The 21,147-nt window shown below is 34.5% G+C and carries 22 protein-coding genes; 13 read left to right on the top strand and 9 right to left on the bottom strand.

The features are described 5' to 3' along the window. Positions 1 to 8 precede the first annotated feature (8 nt). Both U6A24_RS14330 and uvrA read right to left on the bottom strand, forming a co-directional pair. On the bottom strand, positions 9 to 695 hold the full coding sequence (locus U6A24_RS14330; protein ID WP_324180679.1) for an LOG family protein: 687 nt from the start codon (positions 693 to 695) through the stop codon (positions 9 to 11). A gap of 12 nt (positions 696 to 707) precedes the next feature. Further along, positions 708 to 3,542: an excinuclease ABC subunit UvrA gene (gene uvrA, locus U6A24_RS14325; protein WP_324180678.1), complete on the bottom strand. Its 2,835-nt coding sequence runs from the start codon at positions 3,540 to 3,542 to the stop codon at positions 708 to 710. A 295-nt stretch (positions 3,543 to 3,837) separates the two neighbouring features. On the opposite strand from uvrA, the gene U6A24_RS14320 reads away from it, so the two are divergent. After that, on the top strand, positions 3,838 to 4,362 hold the full coding sequence (locus U6A24_RS14320) for a hypothetical protein (RefSeq protein WP_324180677.1): 525 nt from the start codon (positions 3,838 to 3,840) through the stop codon (positions 4,360 to 4,362). A gap of 7 nt (positions 4,363 to 4,369) precedes the next feature. Here U6A24_RS14320 and U6A24_RS14315 read toward each other — a convergent pair whose 3' ends face one another. After that, positions 4,370 to 5,083: a hypothetical protein gene (locus U6A24_RS14315; RefSeq protein WP_324180676.1), complete on the bottom strand. Its 714-nt coding sequence runs from the start codon at positions 5,081 to 5,083 to the stop codon at positions 4,370 to 4,372. Positions 5,084 to 5,129: 46 nt separating this feature from the next. Then, positions 5,130 to 6,200 carry a 3-dehydroquinate synthase gene (aroB, locus tag U6A24_RS14310; RefSeq protein ID WP_324180675.1) on the bottom strand — a complete coding sequence of 357 codons (1,071 nt, stop codon included), beginning with the start codon at positions 6,198 to 6,200 and terminating at the stop codon, positions 5,130 to 5,132. A gap of 168 nt (positions 6,201 to 6,368) precedes the next feature. Between aroB and U6A24_RS14305 the strand changes: the two genes are divergently transcribed. From U6A24_RS14305 to U6A24_RS14295, 3 genes are read left to right on the top strand one after another with little or no spacing between them, the layout of a single operon-like run. Continuing rightward, entirely contained in the window at positions 6,369 to 7,541 is a 1,173-nt protein-coding gene (locus U6A24_RS14305; protein WP_324180674.1) for a proline dehydrogenase family protein, read from the top strand. A gap of 1 nt (position 7,542) precedes the next feature. Continuing rightward, positions 7,543 to 7,923: a VOC family protein gene (locus U6A24_RS14300; protein WP_324180673.1), complete on the top strand. Its 381-nt coding sequence runs from the start codon at positions 7,543 to 7,545 to the stop codon at positions 7,921 to 7,923. A gap of 19 nt (positions 7,924 to 7,942) precedes the next feature. Beyond that, positions 7,943 to 8,512, top strand: coding sequence for a pentapeptide repeat-containing protein (locus tag U6A24_RS14295; protein WP_324180672.1), 570 nt, complete (start codon positions 7,943 to 7,945; stop codon positions 8,510 to 8,512). Positions 8,513 to 8,583: 71 nt separating this feature from the next. On the opposite strand, the gene pdxR is transcribed toward U6A24_RS14295, so the two are convergent. Next, the gene (pdxR, locus tag U6A24_RS14290) at positions 8,584 to 10,068 is read right to left on the bottom strand and encodes a MocR-like pyridoxine biosynthesis transcription factor PdxR (RefSeq protein WP_324180671.1); all 1,485 of its coding nucleotides are present in this window, start codon (positions 10,066 to 10,068) and stop codon (positions 8,584 to 8,586) included. Positions 10,069 to 10,189: 121 nt separating this feature from the next. On the opposite strand from pdxR, the gene U6A24_RS14285 reads away from it, so the two are divergent. Genes U6A24_RS14285 through U6A24_RS14270 form a run of 4 tightly spaced genes read left to right on the top strand, consistent with a single transcriptional unit; the run spans position 10,190 to position 12,157 of the window. Further along, positions 10,190 to 10,633 (top strand): GNAT family N-acetyltransferase, encoded by a 444-nt coding sequence (locus U6A24_RS14285; RefSeq protein ID WP_324180670.1) that lies wholly within the window; start codon positions 10,190 to 10,192, stop codon positions 10,631 to 10,633. Positions 10,634 to 10,661: 28 nt separating this feature from the next. Next, entirely contained in the window at positions 10,662 to 11,321 is a 660-nt protein-coding gene (locus U6A24_RS14280; protein WP_324180669.1) for a pyridoxamine 5'-phosphate oxidase family protein, read from the top strand. A 10-nt stretch (positions 11,322 to 11,331) separates the two neighbouring features. Next, positions 11,332 to 11,637: a DUF1272 domain-containing protein gene (locus tag U6A24_RS14275; protein ID WP_324180668.1), complete on the top strand. Its 306-nt coding sequence runs from the start codon at positions 11,332 to 11,334 to the stop codon at positions 11,635 to 11,637. Between the two features lies 1 nt (position 11,638). Beyond that, complete coding sequence (locus U6A24_RS14270) at positions 11,639 to 12,157, top strand: GNAT family N-acetyltransferase (protein WP_324180667.1); 519 nt, start codon at positions 11,639 to 11,641, stop codon at positions 12,155 to 12,157. On the opposite strand, the gene U6A24_RS14265 is transcribed toward U6A24_RS14270, so the two are convergent. From U6A24_RS14265 to porX, 4 genes are all read right to left on the bottom strand, one after another. After that, on the bottom strand, positions 12,158 to 12,532 hold the full coding sequence (locus U6A24_RS14265; RefSeq protein WP_324180666.1) for a hypothetical protein: 375 nt from the start codon (positions 12,530 to 12,532) through the stop codon (positions 12,158 to 12,160). Positions 12,533 to 12,651: 119 nt separating this feature from the next. After that, positions 12,652 to 13,857, bottom strand: a complete 1,206-nt coding sequence (locus U6A24_RS14260; protein WP_324180665.1) for an alanine dehydrogenase — start codon at positions 13,855 to 13,857, stop codon at positions 12,652 to 12,654. A gap of 83 nt (positions 13,858 to 13,940) precedes the next feature. Then, positions 13,941 to 14,351, bottom strand: a complete 411-nt coding sequence (tsaE, locus tag U6A24_RS14255; RefSeq protein ID WP_324180664.1) for a tRNA (adenosine(37)-N6)-threonylcarbamoyltransferase complex ATPase subunit type 1 TsaE — start codon at positions 14,349 to 14,351, stop codon at positions 13,941 to 13,943. Between the two features lie 23 nt (positions 14,352 to 14,374). Further along, positions 14,375 to 15,925, bottom strand: a complete 1,551-nt coding sequence (gene porX / locus U6A24_RS14250) for a T9SS response regulator signal transducer PorX (protein ID WP_324180663.1) — start codon at positions 15,923 to 15,925, stop codon at positions 14,375 to 14,377. Positions 15,926 to 16,066: 141 nt separating this feature from the next. Between porX and U6A24_RS14245 the strand changes: the two genes are divergently transcribed. The 5 genes from U6A24_RS14245 to efp are packed head-to-tail and all read left to right on the top strand — an operon-like array spanning position 16,067 to position 21,135. After that, positions 16,067 to 17,296: an HD domain-containing protein gene (locus U6A24_RS14245; protein WP_324180662.1), complete on the top strand. Its 1,230-nt coding sequence runs from the start codon at positions 16,067 to 16,069 to the stop codon at positions 17,294 to 17,296. A gap of 24 nt (positions 17,297 to 17,320) precedes the next feature. After that, positions 17,321 to 18,349 carry a UDP-3-O-(3-hydroxymyristoyl)glucosamine N-acyltransferase gene (lpxD, locus tag U6A24_RS14240; protein ID WP_324180661.1) on the top strand — a complete coding sequence of 343 codons (1,029 nt, stop codon included), beginning with the start codon at positions 17,321 to 17,323 and terminating at the stop codon, positions 18,347 to 18,349. Next, complete coding sequence (locus U6A24_RS14235) at positions 18,342 to 19,745, top strand: bifunctional UDP-3-O-[3-hydroxymyristoyl] N-acetylglucosamine deacetylase/3-hydroxyacyl-ACP dehydratase (protein ID WP_324180660.1); 1,404 nt, start codon at positions 18,342 to 18,344, stop codon at positions 19,743 to 19,745. The genes lpxD and U6A24_RS14235 overlap by 8 nt, the downstream gene beginning before the upstream one ends. 13 nt (positions 19,746 to 19,758) lie before the next feature. Beyond that, entirely contained in the window at positions 19,759 to 20,541 is a 783-nt protein-coding gene (lpxA, locus tag U6A24_RS14230; protein ID WP_324180659.1) for an acyl-ACP--UDP-N-acetylglucosamine O-acyltransferase, read from the top strand. A 27-nt stretch (positions 20,542 to 20,568) separates the two neighbouring features. Further along, complete coding sequence (gene efp / locus U6A24_RS14225) at positions 20,569 to 21,135, top strand: elongation factor P (RefSeq protein WP_324180658.1); 567 nt, start codon at positions 20,569 to 20,571, stop codon at positions 21,133 to 21,135. Positions 21,136 to 21,147: the final 12 nt, after the last annotated feature.

The raw sequence follows: 21,147 nt of genomic DNA, 5'->3' as shown, positions 1-21,147 counted from the left end.
CATGTGTTTCAGAAATTTGGACTAAGATTATATTCTGCATAAAATTTATCTAATATTTGCAGTACTTCTTCTGGTGTGTCGACAACATGAAAAAGGCCCAAATCTCCGGGACTTATATTTCCAAATTTTTCTAGCAATGTACTTTTGATCCAATCAATTAGTCCTCCCCAAAAATCGGTACTTACTAAAATGATAGGGAATTTTGCAATTTTTTTGGTTTGTATGAGTGTCATCGCTTCAAAAAGTTCATCTAATGTTCCAAATCCTCCGGGCATTACTACAAATCCTTGAGAATATTTTACAAACATTACTTTACGCACAAAGAAATAATCGAAATCAAGACTTTTATCACTATCGATATACGGATTGTCATGCTGTTCAAAAGGAAGTTCGATGTTTAGGCCTACCGATGTTCCACCACCAAGATGAGCTCCTTTATTACCTGCTTCCATAATTCCTGGTCCACCCCCGGTAATAACCCCATAGCCATGCTGCACAATTTCTTTGGCTACGTCTACTGCCAGTTGGTAATATTTGTCATCTGTTTTGGTACGAGCTGATCCGAAAATTGATACACAGGGACCAATTTTACTCATTTTTTCGAACCCATTTACGAATTCGCCCATGATTTTGAAGATGGCCCATGAGTCATTTGTTTTTATTTCATTCCAGCCCTTATGGTGTTGTTCTCTCATAAATTGTGTAATTTAAAGTGCCAGTTCTTTTTTAAGAAACTTGGCCGTGTAACTTTTTTTGTCTTTAATAATTTCTTCAGGTGTTCCTTTGGCGATTACTTGACCACCATTTTTCCCCCCTTCATATCCAATATCAATAATATAATCTGCCATTTTAATTACATCGAGGTTGTGTTCTATAATTAAAACGGTATTTCCTTTGTCAACAAGTTTATTAAGAACCTCCATTAAAACACGTATATCTTCAAAATGAAGTCCGGTTGTTGGTTCGTCTAGAATATAAAATGTATTACCAGTATCTCTCTTTGAAAGCTCGGTAGCTAGTTTTATACGTTGAGCTTCGCCTCCAGATAACGTAGTCGATTGCTGTCCTAGTGTAATATAACCCAGTCCAACACTTTGTATAGTTTTTAGCTTTCTTGATATTTTAGGGATATGTTCAAAGAAAATACAAGCTTCATTAATAGTCATTTCTAATACATCGGATATTGATTTTCCTTTATATCTAATTTCCAGTGTTTCTCTATTAAATCTTTTTCCCTGACATGTTTCGCATTCTACATAGACATCCGGAAGGAAATTCATTTCAATCACTCTAAGTCCACCACCTTTGCAGGTTTCGCATCTTCCACCAGTTACATTAAAGCTAAATCGTCCAGGTTTATACCCTCTTATCATAGCTTCGGGTGTTTTTGCAAATAAGCTTCGTATTTCAGAGAATACACCTGTGTAGGTTGCTGGGTTTGACCTTGGTGTGCGACCGATAGGGGATTGGTTAATATCTATTACCTTGTCAGAATGTTCGAGTCCTTTAATACTTTTATAAGGCATAGGTTTTTTGACACCGTTAAAATAATATGCATTAAGAATGGGATATAGCGTTTCGTTAATAAGAGTGGATTTTCCACTGCCTGAAACCCCTGTAACAGCAATCATTTTTCCTAAAGGAATATCAATAGATACGTTTTTTAAATTGTTTCCGGTGGCCCCTTTTAATGAAATTACTTTTCCGTTACCCTTTCTGCGTTTTGAAGGAATTTCAATCTGTTTTTTACCACTAAGATAATGTGCAGTTAAGGTGTTGTGTTGTTGAAGCTCTTTAGGAGTTCCTTCACTAATAATTTCACCTCCGTGTTTTCCGGCCAACGGTCCAATATCGATAACATGATCTGCTCGCTCGATCATATCTTTATCATGTTCTACTACAATAACCGAATTACCAATATCTCTTAATTGAACAAGAGAATTGATAAGTTTCTCGTTATCTCTTTGATGTAAACCAATACTAGGTTCGTCTAGAATATATAGCACTCCTACAAGTTGAGATCCTATTTGAGTTGCTAGCCGGATTCGCTGTGCTTCACCTCCCGAGAGAGATTTACTACTTCGGTTTAAAGAAAGATAGGTAAGTCCTACATCGACTAAAAACTGAAGACGCGCATTGATTTCTTTTAATATTTCTCCAGAAATTTGCTTTTGTTTGTCACTTAATTGATTTGGAAGTTCTTTGAACCATTCTGATAGCTCACTAATGTCCATAGCGGCAAGCTCGGCTATGTTTTTTCCATTAACCTTGAAGTATAAAGATTCTTTACGCAATCGGCTTCCTTCACATTGCGGGCATTGGATATTATCCATAAAATCCTTGGCCCATCTTTTTAATGATGTAGAATCGTTATTATTGTAGGTGTTTTCTATAAAAGTGGCTACACCCTCAAAATCGATATTGTATTCTCTGGTTACACCTAGCGATTTACTATTGATACTGAATTTTTCTTTTCCTCCATACAATATGACCTGCATCGCTTCCTCAGGAATTTTTTTAATAGGATCACTAAGCTTAAAATCAAATCGCTGTGCTATTAACTCTAGCTGTTTGAAAGCCCAGTTGTTTTTTTGTGGTCCTTGAGGTACCAAACCACCATTTTTTATCGATTTAGAATCATCGGGAATAATTTTTTTAAGGTTTACCTCATAAAGATTCCCAATTCCATTACATTTTGGACATGCTCCTTTTGGAGAGTTAAATGAAAAATTATTAGGTTCTGGATTTGGGTATGAAATACCGCTAGAAGGGCACATTAAATTACGGCTGAAGAATCTGGCTTCTTGGGAGTCTTGGTCGATCACCATTAATACATCATCACCGTGATACATGGCCGTGTTAATGGTTTCCATAAGACGTTTTGAATTATCCTGATCTTCAGTAACCAAAAGTCTATCGATTACAATTTCTATATCATGGGTTTTATATCGATCAAGTTTCATTCCTTTGGTGATATCTCTTATTTCACCATCTGTACGCACTTTTATGAAACCTTGTTTAGCGATTTGTTCGAAGAGTTCGCGATAATGTCCTTTTCTAGATCGAACAATAGGAGCAAGTATATTTATTTTTTTATCCTTAAAATCTTTAAGAATAAGGTCTTTGATCTGCTCATCACTATAACTTACCATTTTTTCGCCGGTATTATAGCTATAAGCATCACTTCCTCTAGAAAATAAGAGCCTTAAAAAATCATAGATTTCGGTAATTGTACCAACGGTACTTCTTGGACTTTTACTTGTAGTTTTTTGCTCTATGGCAATTACTGGAGAAAGGCCATCAATTTTGTCTACATCTGGTCGTTCTAATCCGCCCAAAAACTGCCGAGCATAGGCAGAAAAAGTCTCGATATATCTTCGTTGTCCTTCGGCATAGATAGTATCAAAGGCTAACGATGATTTACCAGATCCCGACAGACCTGTAATCACAACTAGTTTTTCTCGAGGTATGGTTACGTCTATATTTTTTAAATTATGAACACGCGCCCCTAATACTTCAATATTTTCTTCAGATTCGACCATAAAATTTTAACCAAGATTGCAAATGTAGTTATTTGAATGCGTTTTTTGAAATTGGTTTAGTTTCTGTTTTGTTAAATACACTTTATTTTTTGAGAGTACCGGACTTTTTACAGGGTTTGGAATAAATTGTAAAACTATATTTATTTTTGTAGATATAATATAAAATAGGGGAAAATACCAGAATTACTATCGGTGTTTTACCCATTTTTTGAAATCAACTGTTTTTTTGATCAAAGGAATATTTTTCTTTCAGTTTTGATGAATACTTTTATATTTTTACAAGAAAATTATAGTAATGATATTAGGAATAGGTTCAAGAATAAAGCATCCAAAACATGGATTAGGAGTAGTGACAAATGTCACTTCAAAAATGTATTGGGTCACTTTTATCGATAATGGATTAGAAACTATTGATATCGATGATGAGTTTGAAGTAATTGAAGGGGTTGAAGACGAAGTTGATACAGTAAGTTTTTATGAAGTTGAGAAAACACTTAAAGATCTCTTGAAAAGATATAGCGATATATCTGAAATTGTTCCTATGGCGGATAAATGGAAAGGTGGAAATCTCATTATGCAACCTGGAGATCAGAATCTTGCTTCAAAAGAGCTTCCTATAGAAAAATTCTTTCATAAAATTGTAATGGTTCGGGATCGTATACGAGTTATGGAACAAAAAATAAACAGTTCTAATCTTGATGATCAGGATAAAATAGATTTACAACAATACATTACCAGAATTTATGGTAGTTTAACCACTTTTAATGTGTTTTTCAAAAATAAGTCTCAACAATTTGTTGGAGCAAGCGCAAAAAAATAAAGCATATTTAGTTTTTGTTCCAGGCTCTTAAGTTTGAAATGGGAATACCAAAGCCTAACAGCTCATGTTTTTGGGATAAATAAGCGCCACTTTCGGTAGAGGTCCATCCATTCCATGTGGCTTCAATTCCTCCAATTGGAATTATAGAAACCCACATTTGATAACTCTTGGGGACGTAGTTTTCATCAACTTTCCATAAGTAGGAATCACCAGGCGTGGTACCGCCAGTGCTGTAAGTCACCAAAAGGCCTTTGCTGGTATCTTCAAGGGTAATTAATTGACGAGTAACTCCTTTATCAAACAACTTATGTGGTGCTACAACCCAAAAAGAATCATTATTAAAATAGGCAAAAGCTGTAGTAATAAGTTCCTTCTTTTTTTCTTTCTTGATATTTTTATTTTCCAAATAACTCTTCTCAGGGTAGTTCAAATCCAAATGTACAATATAATCCTCCCATTGCACTTTAGCAGTTCCCTGTTTCTTATTCCATAGATAATGGTGTTTATTTCTAAAGCTCCATTGTATATAATCGGTGTTGAGATAGCTCTTATGTTTAACAGCTTCTTGAATCTTTAAAGCAAAATTATCTGCTTCAGTACCTGTTGTCCCTTGAGGTAACTCTTGATTAAGAGAGAAGTATAACGTAGCAATAGCAATAATTATAAGTGTGATAGTACTAAGTGCTAGTATTTTTAAGAGTTTAAAGATTTTTTTTTTCAAGATGGCAAGTTTAGATTAGTATTGATTCTAAAGTATAAAAAAAGAATTAAAGTGAACTGTAATATTCAAAAGCTTGCAATATCAATTCATCAGGTACTTTACAATTATATTTAGCATCTCCAATGGTAGTAAGCAAAACGAAAAGAATATTACCTTTCTCATTTTTCTTGTCATGAATAAGAAGTTGGCTTATTTGTTGGTAGTCAACCGGGTTGATATCTACTTTTGGGAAGGTTGCTAGTATTACATCACTTATTTGTTGAAGCTCATTAGGAGTAACAGATAACAATTTTGAGGAAATATAAGCTTCCATGATCATTCCTATTGCAATGGCTTCACCATGTAACAACGTGGGTTTTTCTGGATGGGTGAGATAAAAGGATTCAATGGCATGCCCCAGGGTGTGACCAAAATTAAGATACTTGCGTATATTTTGCTCGGTTGGGTCTTCAAAAACGATATTGTTTTTTATTATTACAGAGTCATAAATCATCTGATCCAAATCTTCAAGTTCCAATTTCGACAAATCGCTTAATTTTTCCCAATATTCTCTGTCTTGAATAAGTCCATGTTTCAACATTTCTGCAAATCCACTGCACATTTGCTCTACAGGTAAAGTGCCTAGAAATTCTGTGTCGACCAATACCATTTCAGATTCGCTGATGACGCCAACCATGTTTTTTAAATTACCAAGGTCAACCCCGGTCTTCCCACCAACCGAAGCGTCTACCATAGCAAGTAACGAAGTAGGAACATTGATGTAATTAATACCTCGTTTGTAAGTACAAGCAATAAAACCTCCAAGATCAGTTACAACACCACCACCAAGATTGATCATTAATCCTTTACGATCAAAACCTAATTCTGCCAAAGCACTCCATATACCACTGCAGGTTTCGATGTTTTTATGAATTTCACCGGCTTCAATTTCAATGATTTCGATATCATATTCTTTTTCAATTTTACTCATGAAATAGGGTAAGCAGTTTTCATGCGTATTGCTATCTACCAAAATGCAAATTTTTGAATGATTTACTTTTTCTAGATAGGCGTTTAATGCTGAATAGCATTCCTGGTTAAAATATACTATCGAATCTTTTGAAACTATTGGCTTCATATTAATGTTGAATTAGGAGCGACGAAATTAAGCAGAATTTAGATTAAAATAAACTCGCAAGTTCTATATTTGCAGATATCACAAAATATGTACTTCGTATTTGTGTAAATCGATCATATTTTTATCAAAACATCTATATAATTAAAGATTCTTAAAAATTAATTTTTAATGGGGCAAAATAACTTATTTGATAATACAGAGACTGCATTTGCTTTAAAAAGTGATTCTGAACTGGAAAGAGCTTATTTTCTTTTTAAAATGATTGCCAATGAGCCATTGGTACGCATAGGTACTGCAGTGACAAACTTTGCAATAAAAGCACATTTACCAGTGCAAGGACTTATACGAGCGACAGTTTTTGATCATTTTTGTGGTGGAGTAAGTGAAGAGGACTGTTTGCCTGTAGTAGACAAAATTTACTCAAAGAAAGTTTGTTCGGTACTTGATTATTCTGTTGAAGGAAAAGAAGAGGAAGCTCAGTTTGATTCGGTGCTCAATAAAACTATTGAACTTTTAGAATTTGCAGATCAAAAAGAAGCAATGCCTTTTGGGGTGTTTAAACCAACGGGTTTTGGTAGGTTTATGGTTTGGCAAAAGAAAACCGAAGGGACTCCAATGACTACCGAAGAAGAAAAAGAATGGGAACGTATTGAAGAACGGTTTGATAAGGCATGTAAAAAAGCATATGAATGCGATGTGGCACTATTAATAGATGCAGAAGAAAGTTGGATGCAGGATGCCGCCGACGAATTGGTAGCCAGGATGATGCGAAAATACAATAAAGAAAAGGCTATTGTTTATAACACATTACAACTATATAGGCATGATCGTTTTGAGTATCTACAAAAACTTCATGAAGAAGCTAGGGTATATGGTTTTAAAATAGGAGTTAAGATTGTACGTGGTGCTTATATGGAGAAAGAGAATGAAAGAGCCAAAGAAAAAGGGTACCTTACTCCAATATGTAAGAATAAGAAACATACAGATGACAACTTCAATACTACGATGAAGTATATTCTAAAGAACCTAAAGGATATTTCAGTATTTATAGGAACCCATAATGAAGAGAGTAGTTATATGGCTATGGAGGTGATGCGCGAACTCACTATATCAAGAAATGACCCCAGAGTTTGGTTTGGACAATTGTATGGCATGAGTGATCATATAAGTTTCAATATGGCAGACGAAGGATATAATGTTGCAAAGTATCTTCCATTTGGACCAGTAAGAGATGTAATGCCGTATTTGATTCGTAGAGCCGAAGAAAATACCTCAGTTGCCGGGCAAACCAGTAGAGAGCTTAATTTGCTTTCACAAGAAAAGAAAAGAAGAAAGTTATAGAATGAACCTTAACCAAGTCACAGTACCCTCAAAAAACGTGGCTACATCAATTGCGTTTTATAAAAAATTAGGATTACATTTAATTGTTGAAGCGTTACCGCACTACGCACGGTTCGAATGCCTCGATGGTGATGCTACATTTTCAATTCATGAAGTAGAAGAATTGCCAAAAGGAGATGGAGTATATGTCTATTTTGAAACAAAACAATTGGATCAAGAAGTAAATAGGTTAATCAAAGAAGGACTTGAATTTGATCAATTACCAACCGATCAACGTTGGCTTTGGAGAGAAGCCCGTCTTAAAGATCCTGATGGTAACCAGATCATTTTGTATTTTGCAGGAGATAATAGAAAGAATCCACCCTGGAGGTTAGAACGTTAAACCTTATCTTAATAATTATATGAATCATCCAATTCTTGATCAAACTTTTGAAAATCAAAATTTTTCTGGAAAAAAGCTTCTGGCCAAGGAATATGATAATTGTACTTTTGCGAATTGCGATTTTACAGAAGCTAATATGTCTGTGGTTACATTTTTAGAGTGTACCTTTGATACGTGTAATTTTGGTGCTACCATGTTAAAAGAAACTTCGTTTCAGGAAGTGATTTTCAAAGATTGTAAAATGCTAGGTTCAGATTTTACCAGTTGCAATGATTTCATGTTTTCTGTAAGGTTTGATCATTGTAATCTTGAATATAGCTCTTTCTCTGGTTTTGCAATGAAAAACACAATGTTTACCTCTTGCAGTCTTAAAGAAGTAGATTTTACAGATACCGATATTACAGGATCTGTCTTTGCAGACTGTAATTTGAAAAATGCAATTTTTGAAAATACAATAGCAGAAAACGTTGATTTTAGAACAGCAAAGCATTTTATAATTGATCCAGAAAAAAATAGATTAAAGAAAGCCAAGTTTAGTACAACTGGATTAGAAGGATTATTAAGGAAATATAACTTGAATATAGAATAATTCCTTTTTAATATTATCATTTATGTAATTGAGATGCATTGTTTTGTTATAAAAAATAGTCTAAAAGATTGCTATGAAATATTTTTGAAAGCGATCTCTAGTCGCTGGATAACTAATTGAATCTCTTCTTCATTTAGCGAAGCAAAACCCAAACGTATACTATTATGACCAGAATTAACATTGTCATACCTTCGCCATTCTGGGTTTAGTTCGAGATTTAGCTTTTTGGATTCTGCAACCAAATCATCCCAGTTGTATTTATTATTTAACCGAACCCAAACAGCCATGCCTCCTTTTGGAATTTCAAAATCAAAATAATTGTCAAACTTTTCTTTTAACAATAAGCAGAATAAATCCCGTCTTGCTTTGTACATTTTTAAAACCTTTTGACAATGTCGCTGTATATCTCCTGTCGTTATCATTCTTGCAAGTGTTTGTTCTAACAAACTATCTCCTTGGCGATCTATAATTTTCCTGAGTTTTGTAGCCTCTTCAATAAAATCTTTTGGTGCAACTAAGTATCCTATTCTTATTGCCGGAGCAATAATTTTGGTAAACCCACCAATATAAACTACGTTTCCTTTGTAGTCATTACTCGCAAGGGGGAGAATAGGAGCATTGCTATAATGAAAGTCATAATCATAATCATCTTCTATAATTGCAAAACGTTGCTGTTGAGCTAATTGAAGTAAATGCATTCGTCTTTCGGCCGAAAGTGTTACTGTTGTGGGATGATGATGATGAGAGGTTACATATACCGCTTCGATTTTCTTGGAGGTGCATAACTTTTCCAGGGCAATAGTATTTATACCGTTTTGATCAACAGGGATTCTTTCGATGATTCCTCCGGCATCTTTAAACGTATTGTCTGCAGTCATATAATTTGTGTTACCAACTACAATTCTTTTTCCTGAAGAAAGTAATAACTGCCCGGCTAGATAGATACCCATTTGACTTCCCCGGGTGATTAAAATGTTTTCTTCAGAGACATTAAGGCCTCTCGTTTGATTAAGGTATGCAACCAGAGCTTTGCGAAGTTCTGGATTTCCATAAGCAGAACCATAAGTTAATAGTTTCTTATGATGCGCTTTTTTGATGATATTTCTATAGACTCTGGTGATCTCTTCTATAGGGGCGAGCCGATAATCGGGAGAGCCATCATTAACTTTGAGTAACTGTTCGTTAGAATAATTATTTAAATCAGGATTTAAGTCTGGTCTGCTTTTGAAAGAGAAACCACTTTGTTGTTTTTGGTTTTTGATTCTGTTGTTGTTATCAAAATCTGTAGGTTTTACTACAGGTAGAGTGCTAGTGATAAACGTTCCTTTGGCAGGAAAAGTCTCGATCCAACCTTGAGATATAAGTTCTTCATAAGCCGAAATAACAGTTTTGCGATGAATATTTAAATCTTCAGATAACTTTCTGGAACCCGGTAGTTTTGTTGATGGACCAAGTTTTCCAGATTTAATAAACCCAATGATCTGATCACATAGCTGAAGATATAAGTTACGATTGGATTTACGATCTAGCGTAATGTTATTCTTAAACGGAAACATAACTGGACTACTTATTATTTAAAAACTGGATCATTTCAATGTACCATAAAACTATTACTTTTGATTGAAAAGTTAAAATTTTAGATAAGAAAACATTCCGTTTTAAGTACCGAAAGTGTGTATGATTATAAGGTTATTAAAGAAAACAGATGTTAAACTGCTTGTTGATTTATGCAAGGCACATGCATTGTTTGAGAAAGTGGATTATAACCCAATGAATAAAGAAAAATTATTATTGGAGTATTTTTTTACATCGGATTCGGATATTAAATGCCTTGTAGTAGAACAAGATGGTAAATTGCAAGGATATGCAACCTTTATGAAGCAATTTTCGACCTGGGGTGCCTCATTTTATATGTACTTGGATTGTCTCTACCTGAAAGAAGAGATCAGGGGAAAAGGAGTTGGCGCTAAGCTCATGGGCAAGATAAAAAATTATGCAAAGACTGAAGATTGTAAAGAGATACAGTGGCAAACACCTGATTTTAATTTAGATGCTATTCGATTTTATAAGAAAATAGGTGGGGAGCCTAAAAGTAAGGAACGATTTTCCTGGAAAATTTGATAAAAACAAAATGTATAAAAAGAAAATTATGACAGAATATCCAACTACTGAATTGAATAAAGTAAAAAGGGGGCCAAAAAGAGCAAATTATGAAGTAGATACCGTCTATTCTATATTGGATGATGCGTTTTTATGTCATATTGGGTATGTTTTTAAAGGAAAAGCAATTGTTATTCCAACAGCGTATTGCCGAAAAGAGGATAAGATATACATTCACGGATCATTAAAAAACCGCATGATGCTTAGTTTATTAGAGGCAGGTGATGCTAGTCTTACCGTAACACATTTGGATGGATTGGTTTTGGCAAGATCGGCTTTTCACCATTCGGCCAATTATAGGTCGGTAACTGTTTTTGGTGAAGTAAGAAGGGTAGATGATCCTATTCAAAAAATGGAAGCTTTGGCTTGTATTCTTAATCATATGGTTCCCGGACATTGGGATCATGTAAGGCAGCCAAACGAAAAAGAATTTAATGCAACCCTGGTGTTGGAAATAAGTATTGATACGGCATCTGCAAAGATTAGAGCAGAAGGAGTAAATGACGAGCTACAGGATTATAAATTACCTATTTGGGCAGGGGTAGTGCCTATAAAACAAGTAGCATTTGACGCTATATCGGATAAAGAAATGTTAGACGGAGTCGAAGTACCCTCGACTGTGTTGAAATATATCGAAAATAATAAATAAGATTAAGTAGATGTTAGAAATAAGACCTACATGTGAAAACTGTAATAAGGCTCTTTCAAATGATAGTGATGATGCTATGATCTGCTCATTCGAGTGTACATTTTGTAAGGATTGTGTAGATACTGTTTTGAATAATGTATGTCCAAATTGTGGCGGAGGTTTTGAAAAAAGACCTACCAGACCTGTAAATTGTTTAACTGGCAATTGTGTAGAAAAATACCCCTTGGGAACAAGAGTGGTTCATAAACCTATAAATAAAGACAAGTTTCAAAAGATTTTTGAAACATTTAAAAATATTAAACCAAACAAGAGATAAAGTGATTACTATAAGACAAGCAGTGCTTGAAGATGCAAAAGATATATCTTTCTTAGGAAAAAAGACATTTGATCAGTCTTTTGGGCATCTTTTTCTTGATAGAGAGGATTTAATTACCTATTTGGATGTTACTTTTTCATATCAGAAAATAAAAAGTAGTATGAGTAAGTCTCATAATATTTATTGGCTGGTTTTAGATCAAGAGTCTCCCATTGGGTATGCCAAGCTTCAGCTTAATTCGCCTTCAGCATTTATTAAGAATAACAATATTAGCAAACTTCAAAAAATTTACATGTTGAACGGGACTTCTTCAAAAGGTATTGGTGGCAAACTACAACAAATAATTTTTGATAAAGCTATAGAAGAGGGAAGTCAATACTTGTGGTTATCGGTATTGAAGGAAAATGAAAGAGCAGTTGCTTTTTATCATCGCAATGAATATCAAATTATAGGGGAGCATCCTTTCACAATAGGAAAACAAAGATTTGACTTTTGGGTAATGAGCAAGGAATTGTTCTGACTATTGAACGATACCTAATGAGTTAATTTTGGCAATAGAATCGCAGTTTTCAATAATCAAAGAAATCGTTTTTTCTTTTACGAGCCCTTCAATATAATAAGTACGACATGAATCTAATTTGGTGTTACTCTTGGAGAAATCTACACTGCCTTTTTTTAAAATAGAAGAAATATCTGCAGTGTCAACACTATAAGATCTCATATTTTCAAGTGCTTGTTCTGAAAAAGTTCTTTGTTTTACTCTAATATTTTTTAAAACTCTGGCAGTGGGACTATAATCACAAGAAGCTTTTTTTCCTCCTAAAAAGAAAAATAAGATAATAAGACCGACTATAAATCCTCCTAAATAATAAAATAGACGTTGTGCTAATTTCATAAAGATGCTCAAAACTTATGGTGCCAAAAGTAAGTATTTTTTGAGTTTCATGAACTAAAAGGATAAAGTTTCGAAGAAAAACTAAACTTTAATAAAATCTGTAATTAGCTTTAGAGTACTTATAGTATCAATAAATTAATATCTCTGTACGAAAGATCAAACCAATCTGCAATGGGTTTACTAGTTAAAATTCCATGATAGAAATATAATCCATTTTTTAAACCACGATCAAAACGTACAGCATTTTCGATTCCTCCTTCATCACCAATTTGTAATAAATAAGGGGTGAAAATGTTACTAATTGACAATGATGATGTTCTGGCATATCTCGATGGAATGTTTGGGACACAATAATGTAACACACTATGCTTTTCGAATGTAGGGTGATCGTGAGAGGTAACTTCGCTAGTTTCAAAACAACCTCCCATGTCTATGCTCACATCTATAATAACAGCCCCTGGTTTCATGCACTCTACCATAGTTTCTGTAACAATAATTGGGGCCCTGTTTTTTCCTCTTACGGCACCAATAACAACATCACAACGTCGTAGCGCTTTCAATAAGTTTTTGGGTTGAATAGTTGAGGTAAATAAAGGTCTTCCAATATTAGTTTGTATACAACGTAGTTTGGTGATTGAGTTATCGAATACTTTAACATTTGCGCCAAGTCCAATTGCAGAACGTGCAGCAAATTCTCCTACTGTCCCTGCACCAATGATAACAACTTCCACCGGAGGAACTCCACTAATATTTCCCATCATCAACCCTGATCCTTGCGAAGCTGTAGCACTGCTCATTAGTTCTGAAGCAATTAAAACAGCAGCGGTTCCTGCAATTTCACTTAATGCTCGAACGGCAGGATAGGCGCCATCTGCATCACGAATAAACTCGAATCCTAAAGCTGTAATTCTTTTTTTTGCAAGTTCCTGAAAATACCCCTTAGACTGTGTTTTAAGTTGCAGTGCTGAAATAAGTACCGTTTGTGGATTTACATGCTCTAATTCTTCGAGTGAAGGCGGTTCTACTTTTAATATAATAGGACAACCAAAAACTTTAGTTTTATCGTTAGTAATTTCTGCACCTGCTTCACTATAGTCTCTATCTGTAAAACTAGCTCCAATCCCAGCGTTGGTTTCTAATAGTACTCTATGTCCATGAGCGGTTAAAGCAGCTACGGCATCGGGTGTAAGACATACTCTTTTTTCTTGATAACTAGTTTCTTTCGGGATACCAATAAACAGTTTTCCTTTTTTACGTGCGACTTCTATCATTTCCTCCTGTGGTAGGAGTTGTTCTTTTGTAAAAGGAGATGTTGGTTTACTCATTTGTGTGAAATTCGGTAACTCAAATTACGAATAAAAAAGCCAAGAAAACAAATTGTATGGCTTATTTAAAACATATAAATGGATTAAACCATTTTATAAGTAAGCGCTCTATTTCCGTTATCCGAAAGTTCGATTTTAATCAAAGAAACCTGGTTTGGTAATAAATTATGTACTTTTTCTGGCCATTCTATAAAAACCCAGTTTCCAGAGTCTAGATATTCTTCAAAGCCAATATGGTATGCCTCTTCCTCGTCTTCGATTCGATAAAAATCGAAGTGATAAACCAATCCTTGATCGCCGTGGTATTCATTTACTAGAGAATAGGTGGGGCTCGAAATAACATCTTTTACCCCAAGCTGTTTACAGATCTCTTTTATTAGTGTGGTTTTTCCCACACCCATGGATGCGTCAAAGAGTACAATCTTACTTTTTACATTAGATAGTATCTTCTGTGCTACATCTGGAAGATCCTTTAACGTATATTCTATGGTCATTATTCTTAAATTCTAAAATAGACTTAACGGGGATTTAAAACAACAAAAGGTATTATCATTTCTTCTAAAGACACCCCGCCATGCTGATAAGTGTTTCTATAATAACTTACATAATGATTGTAATTGTTAGGATATGCAAAGAAGAAATCACCTTTTGCAAAAATAAAAGAACTACTCATGTTAATAGAGGGTAGATGTATGGTTTGTGGATTAATAGCTTCCAATACCTCTTTTGATTCGTATGTAAGGCTTTTTCCAGTCTTGTAGCGTAAATTTAGACTGGTGTTTTTATCTCCTATTACTTTTGAAGGATTTTTAACATTTATGGTACCGTGATCTGTAGTTATAAGTAGTTTGAATCCTAGTTGTTGCGCTTGTTGGATCATTTCTAACAAAGGAGAGTTTTTGAACCAGCTTTGCGTTAAGGATCGATAGGACTTATCATTAGAAGCCAATTCTTTAATTACTTCCATTTCGGTCTTACTATGAGAAAGCATATCAACAAAATTATAAACCACTACGGTAAGGTCATTGTTTTTAAGTCCTTTGAAGTTTGTAGCAAGCGTTTTGCCAGATTTTTCATTGGTGATTTTGTAATATTCGTGCTTTATGTTTAATCCCAGACGTTCTAATTGTGCTGTAAGAAACTCATTTTCATTCATGTTTTTACCACCCTCATCGGTATCGTCAAGCCATAAATCAGGATGTCTTTTTTTCATCTCAGATGGCATTAAACCAGAAAAAATTGCATTTCTGGCATATTGTGTTGCCGTTGGTAGAATACTATAATATGAGATTTCCTGATCCTTTTTGTAATAGTTATTTACGATAGGTTCAAAAGCTTTCCATTGGTCATATCGTAAGTTATCTATTACAATAAGCAAGGTAGGTTGGTCTTTACTAATTTCGGGAACTACCTTTTCTTTAAACAAAGTATGTGACATTACAGGACCTTGGGTATTGCCGTTAAACCAGTCAGGGTAGTTTTTGTCGATGAACTTACAGAATTGCGAATTGGCTTCTACCTTTTGCGATTCTAGAATTTCAAACATTCCTGTGTCTTCGATATCTTCTAATTGAATCTCCCAATAAATTAATCTTTGATATAACTCTGCCCATTCTTCAAAAGAATTTACCATTGCCATATCCATAGCTATTTTCCGAAATTCCTGTTGGTAACTAGAAGTCGTCTTTTCGGAAACTAAGCGAGAGTTATCAAGGTTTTTCTTTAAACTTAATAATATTTGATTAGGGTTTACTGGTTTTATAAGGTAATCGGCAATTTTACTTCCAATAGCTTCCTCCATGATATATTCCTCTTCACTTTTGGTAATCATTACTACTGGTAAGCTGTCCTTCTTTTCTTTTATTTCAGATAAAGTCTCTATTCCCGATAATCCAGGCATATTCTCATCCAAGAATACAATATCAAAGCTATCCTCATCCAAAATATCCAAAGCTTCGGTACCACTTTGACATTTGGTTACTTCGTAATTTTTCTTTTCTAAAAATAATATATGTGGTTTAAGTAAATCAATTTCATCGTCCACCCACAGTATCTTTATTTTACTCATTAAGTTTTATGTTTTATTTATCAATTCCTAAAATACGCTTATTTCCCTCTTTTAAAGAACTAATCTTGCCTTTATTTTTTTGCGAAATGTTCTTTATGAATAGCATATATGTATATTTGCTTTTGTAAAAGTACAGTAAACTTGAAAAAAAGAAATAAGCTCAAAATATTAAACGACCCAATTTACGGTTTTATTACGATACCTAATGAACTAATTTTTGATCTTTTAGAACATAAATACTTTCAGAGATTACGACGTATTTCCCAAATGGGACTTTCATATTTGGTATACCCCGGAGCGCATCATACACGTTTTCACCATGCATTGGGTTGTATGTATTTAATGCAAAAAGCAGTGAGAGTGCTTCGTTTTAAGGATGTTAGCATTTCAGAAGAAGAAGAAGAAGCACTATATATTGCTATTTTATTACATGATATTGGACACGGTCCTTTTTCTCATGCCATGGAACATAGTATTGTTAATGAAGTGAATCATGAAGCAATTTCGCTGATGTTTATGGAAAAAATTAATGACGATTTTAACGGTAGTTTAACGTTGGCTATTCAAATTTTTAAAGGAGAATATCATCGCAATTTTTTACATCAGCTTATTTCCAGTCAGTTGGATATGGATCGTCTTGATTATTTGAAACGCGATAGTTTTTATACTGGTGTTGCCGAAGGAAATATAAATAGCGAGCGCTTGATTACGATGCTTACCGTGGTTAATGATGAATTGGTGATCGAGGAAAAAGGTATTTATTCTGTCGAAAAATTTTTATTGGCTAGACGATTAATGTATTGGCAAGTGTATTTGCATAAAACTAGTATAGTAGCCGAAAATGTGCTGATTAGAGTTTTGCAAAGGGCCAAGGAGTTGGTTGAGAAAGGCGTAGAACTACCTGCTAGTAAAGCATTGACTTTTTTTCTGGAAAATAAGATTACACCAGATAATTTTACTACCGAGGTCCTGGAAACATTTGCAAAATTAGATGATTATGATATTGTATCTGCAATGAAAGAATGGATGAATAATGATGATTTTGTATTAAGAAAATTATCTTCGATGATTGTGGATAGAGACCTGTTGAAGATCAAGATTAAGAAGAAACCTTTCCAAAAAGGAAAAGAAGAAAAACTAATTAGTAAAATCTGTGAAAAATATAAAATTTCTAGCGGGGATGCTCGTTATTTTGTTTTTGGTGGAACCATCTCGAACCAAGCGTACCATCAAAACAAACAGAATATAAACATTTTATACAAGTCCAGAAAAATTGTGGATATTGTTAAAGCGACCGATGAATATAACCTTGAAGCCCTATCAAAACCTGTTACCAAATATTTTATGTGCTCTCCAAAGTACAAACATTAACACATTTTTTATACTTTTGCTAGAATGATTTTTACAGCCACACAAATTGCGGGTATTTTGGACGGTGAAGTCGAAGGAGACGAAACTGTTGAAGTATCCAAATTAGCGAAAATAGAAGAAGGAACCAAAGGGTCATTGACCTTCTTGTCAAATCCTAAATATACCCAATTTATCTATTCTACTGATGCGTCTATTACCATTGTTGATAAAACCTTTGAAGCAGAATCACATATTAAAACTACCTTAATACGAGTTGATGATGCCTACAAAGCTTTCTCACAATTGTTGGAGTACTATAATATGGTAAAGATGAATAAGTCTGGTATTGAACAACCAAGTTTTATTTCAGAAACAGCCTCATTTGGAGAGAACATATATTTCGGAGCATTTTCTTATATGGGAGAGAATGTGAAAATCGGAAAAAATGCCAAAATTTATCCCAACGTATACATTGGAGATAATGTAACTATAGGTGATAATGTTATTGTTTTTGCTGGAGCGAAAATATATTCAGAAACCGTTATTGGAAATGGTTGTGTAATTCATAGTGGAGCAATTGTTGGTGCAGATGGGTTTGGATTTACACCGAATGAGAAAGGCGAATACAGTAAAGTACCACAAACCGGAAATGTTATTATTGAAGATAATGTAGATGTTGGTGCTGGAACTACAATCGATAGAGCTACATTAGGCTCGACGATTATTAGGAAAGGAGTAAAGCTTGACAATCAAATACAGATTGCACATAATGTTGAAATAGGTGAACATACTGCCATTGCTGCACAAACCGGAATAGCAGGTTCTACAAAAATAGGTAAGCATTGTTTAATTGGAGGTCAAGTGGGAATTGCTGGACATCTTACCATAGGTAATAAAGTAAGAATTCAAGCGCAATCTGGAATTGGAAGAAATATTAAGGATGGAGAAGCAATCCAGGGGTCACCTGCTTTAGGATATTCAGACTATAATAAATCTTATGTTCACTTTAAGAACCTACCAAAAATAGTTGATAGGGTTTACAAACTAGAGAAAAAGATAAATAATAATGAGTGATGTCGTTCTAAGCAAACAGAGAACCATTCAAAAGGAAGTACAACTTACCGGTGTTGGTTTGCACACTGGAAAAGAAGTGACACTTACGTTCAAACCAGCTCCCGAAAATCACGGGTATGCATTTTGTAGAATAGACCTTGAGGGAAACCCTATTATCGAAGCAGATGCTAATTATGTTGTTAATACGCAACGAGGCACTAATTTGGAAAAAAATGGAGTAAGTATCCAGACATCAGAGCATGTGCTGGCAGCTTGTGTTGGACTTGAAATTGATAACCTTCTCATAGAATTAGATGCTTCAGAACCTCCAATTATGGACGGTTCGAGTAAATTCTTTATCGAGGCATTAGAAAAAGCAGGTATTGTTGAACAAGAAGCCGAAAGAGAAGAATATATTGTAAAAGATGTAATTTCTTATACCGATGAGGAATCTGGTAGTGAGATTATCGTGATGCCTTCCGATGAATATCAGATTACCACAATGGTGGATTTTGGTACCAAAGTTTTAGGAACCCAAAATGCATCTTTGAAAAATCTTTCTGAATTCAAAACAGAAATTGCAGATGCAAGAACATTTAGTTTCCTGCATGAGCTAGAAATGTTACTTGAACATGGCTTAATAAAAGGAGGTGATCTTAATAATGCTATCGTTTATGTTGATAAGGAGTTAAGTCCCGATACGATGGAGAAGCTTAAAGTAGCATTTGGAAAAGATTCTATAGCAATCAAACCCAATGGTATCTTGGATAATCTAACACTTCACTACCCAAATGAAGCAGCTAGACATAAATTATTAGATGTTGTTGGGGATTTAGCATTAATTGGAACAAGAATTAGAGGAAAAGTAATCGCGAATAAACCAGGGCATTTTGTGAATACTCAGTTCGCAAAAAAACTTTCCAAAATTATTAAAATAGAAAAACGTAATAAAGTTCCGCATTTCGATCTGTCAAAAGAACCTTTAATGGATATTAATAAGATTATGGATATGCTTCCGCATAGACCCCCATTTTTATTAATAGACAGAATTTTAGAGATGTCTGATAAACATGTTGTTGGCTTGAAAAATGTGACAATGAACGAGCCGTTTTTTGTTGGGCATTTTCCGGGAGCCCCTGTAATGCCGGGTGTTCTTCAGGTAGAAGCTATGGCACAAACAGGAGGGATATTGGCCTTGAGCACAGTGCCTGATCCTCAAAATTACCTTACCTATTTCATGAAAATTGATAAGGTTAAATTTAAACAACAAGTATTGCCAGGCGATACTTTGATATTTAAATTAGAATTAATTACCCCTATTAGAAGAGGTATTTGTCATATGCAGGCTTTTGCCTATGCAAACGGAAGGTTGGTAACCGAAGCAGAGCTTATGGCGCAAATTGTTAAATCAAAATAATTAAAAATAGTAGATGAATCAACCTTTAGCATATGTTCATCCAGGAGCAAAAATTGCAAAAAATGTTGTAATCGAGCCTTTTACAACAATACATAATAATGTAGTAATCGGTGAAGGAACCTGGATTGGCTCAAATGTTACAATTATGGAAGGTGCCCGAATCGGAAAGAATTGTAGTATTTTTCCTGGAGCTGTAATTTCAGCAACACCACAGGATAAAAAATTTAACGACGAAGATACTATTACCGAGATTGGTGATAATACTACGATTCGCGAATGTGTTACAATAAATCGAGGAACCGCAGATAGGATGAAAACCAAAATAGGCGAAAACTGCTGGATTATGGCTTATTGCCACATTGCTCATGATTGTATTGTGGGGGATAATTGTATATTTTCAAATAACAGCACACTTGCTGGACATATAAATGTTGGTGATTATGTGGTTTTGGCTGGTATGGCTGCAGTGCAGCAATTTTGTAGTATCGGAAATCATGCCTTTGTAACTGGTGGGTCTTTGGTTAGAAAAGATGTACCTCCTTATGTAAAAGCGGCAAGGGAACCTTTGTCATATGTTGGAATCAATTCTATTGGTTTACGTCGTAGAGGTTTTACAACCGAAAAAATTAGAGAGATACAGAATATATACCGAATTCTATATCAAAAAAATTACAATAACTCTCAAGCTGTTGCGATTATAGAGGCAGAAATGGAGGCTACTCCAGAGAGAGACGAAATATTAGAATTTGTTAAAAATTCGCAGAGGGGAATCATGAAGGGGTACTTCTCAAGTTAATTACAATTTAAAAAAAGAATAAAACTAATGGCAACTACAAGTGATATCAGAAATGGATTATGTATTCGATATAATCATGATATTTATAAAATTATAGAATTCTTACATGTTAAACCTGGTAAAGGGCCAGCTTTTGTAAGAACCAAACTTAAAAGTGTAACAACAGGAAAAGTTATTGATAATACTTTTTCTGCGGGTCATAAAATTGACGATGTGCGTGTTGAAACACACAAGTTTCAATACTTATATGCAGAAGGCGATACATATCATTTTATGAATACTGAGGATTATAACCAAATTACACTTGAAAAATCTACGCTGGACGCTCCAGGATTATTGAAAGAGGGAGAGGTAGTAACTGTAATCATAAATTCGGAAGATCAAATGCCACTTTCTGTAGAAATGCCGGCCAGTGTTATTCTTGAAGTTACGGCTACAGAGCCCGGTGTAAAGGGAAATACGGCAACCAATGCTACAAAACCAGCTACGGTAGAAACTGGAGCAGAGGTTATGGTTCCTCTTTTTATTAATGAAGGAGATAAAATAAAAATCGAAACCGAAAAAGGTACCTATAAAGAGCGAATCAAAGAATAATCATATTCTTAA

It is taken from the genome of Aquimarina gracilis (assembly GCF_035285365.1).
In the GTDB taxonomy this organism is placed as follows: Bacteria; Bacteroidota; Bacteroidia; order Flavobacteriales; family Flavobacteriaceae; genus Aquimarina; species Aquimarina gracilis.
Note: the sequence above shows the minus strand (reverse complement) of the source record. Positions and strands in the feature narration are given on the sequence as shown.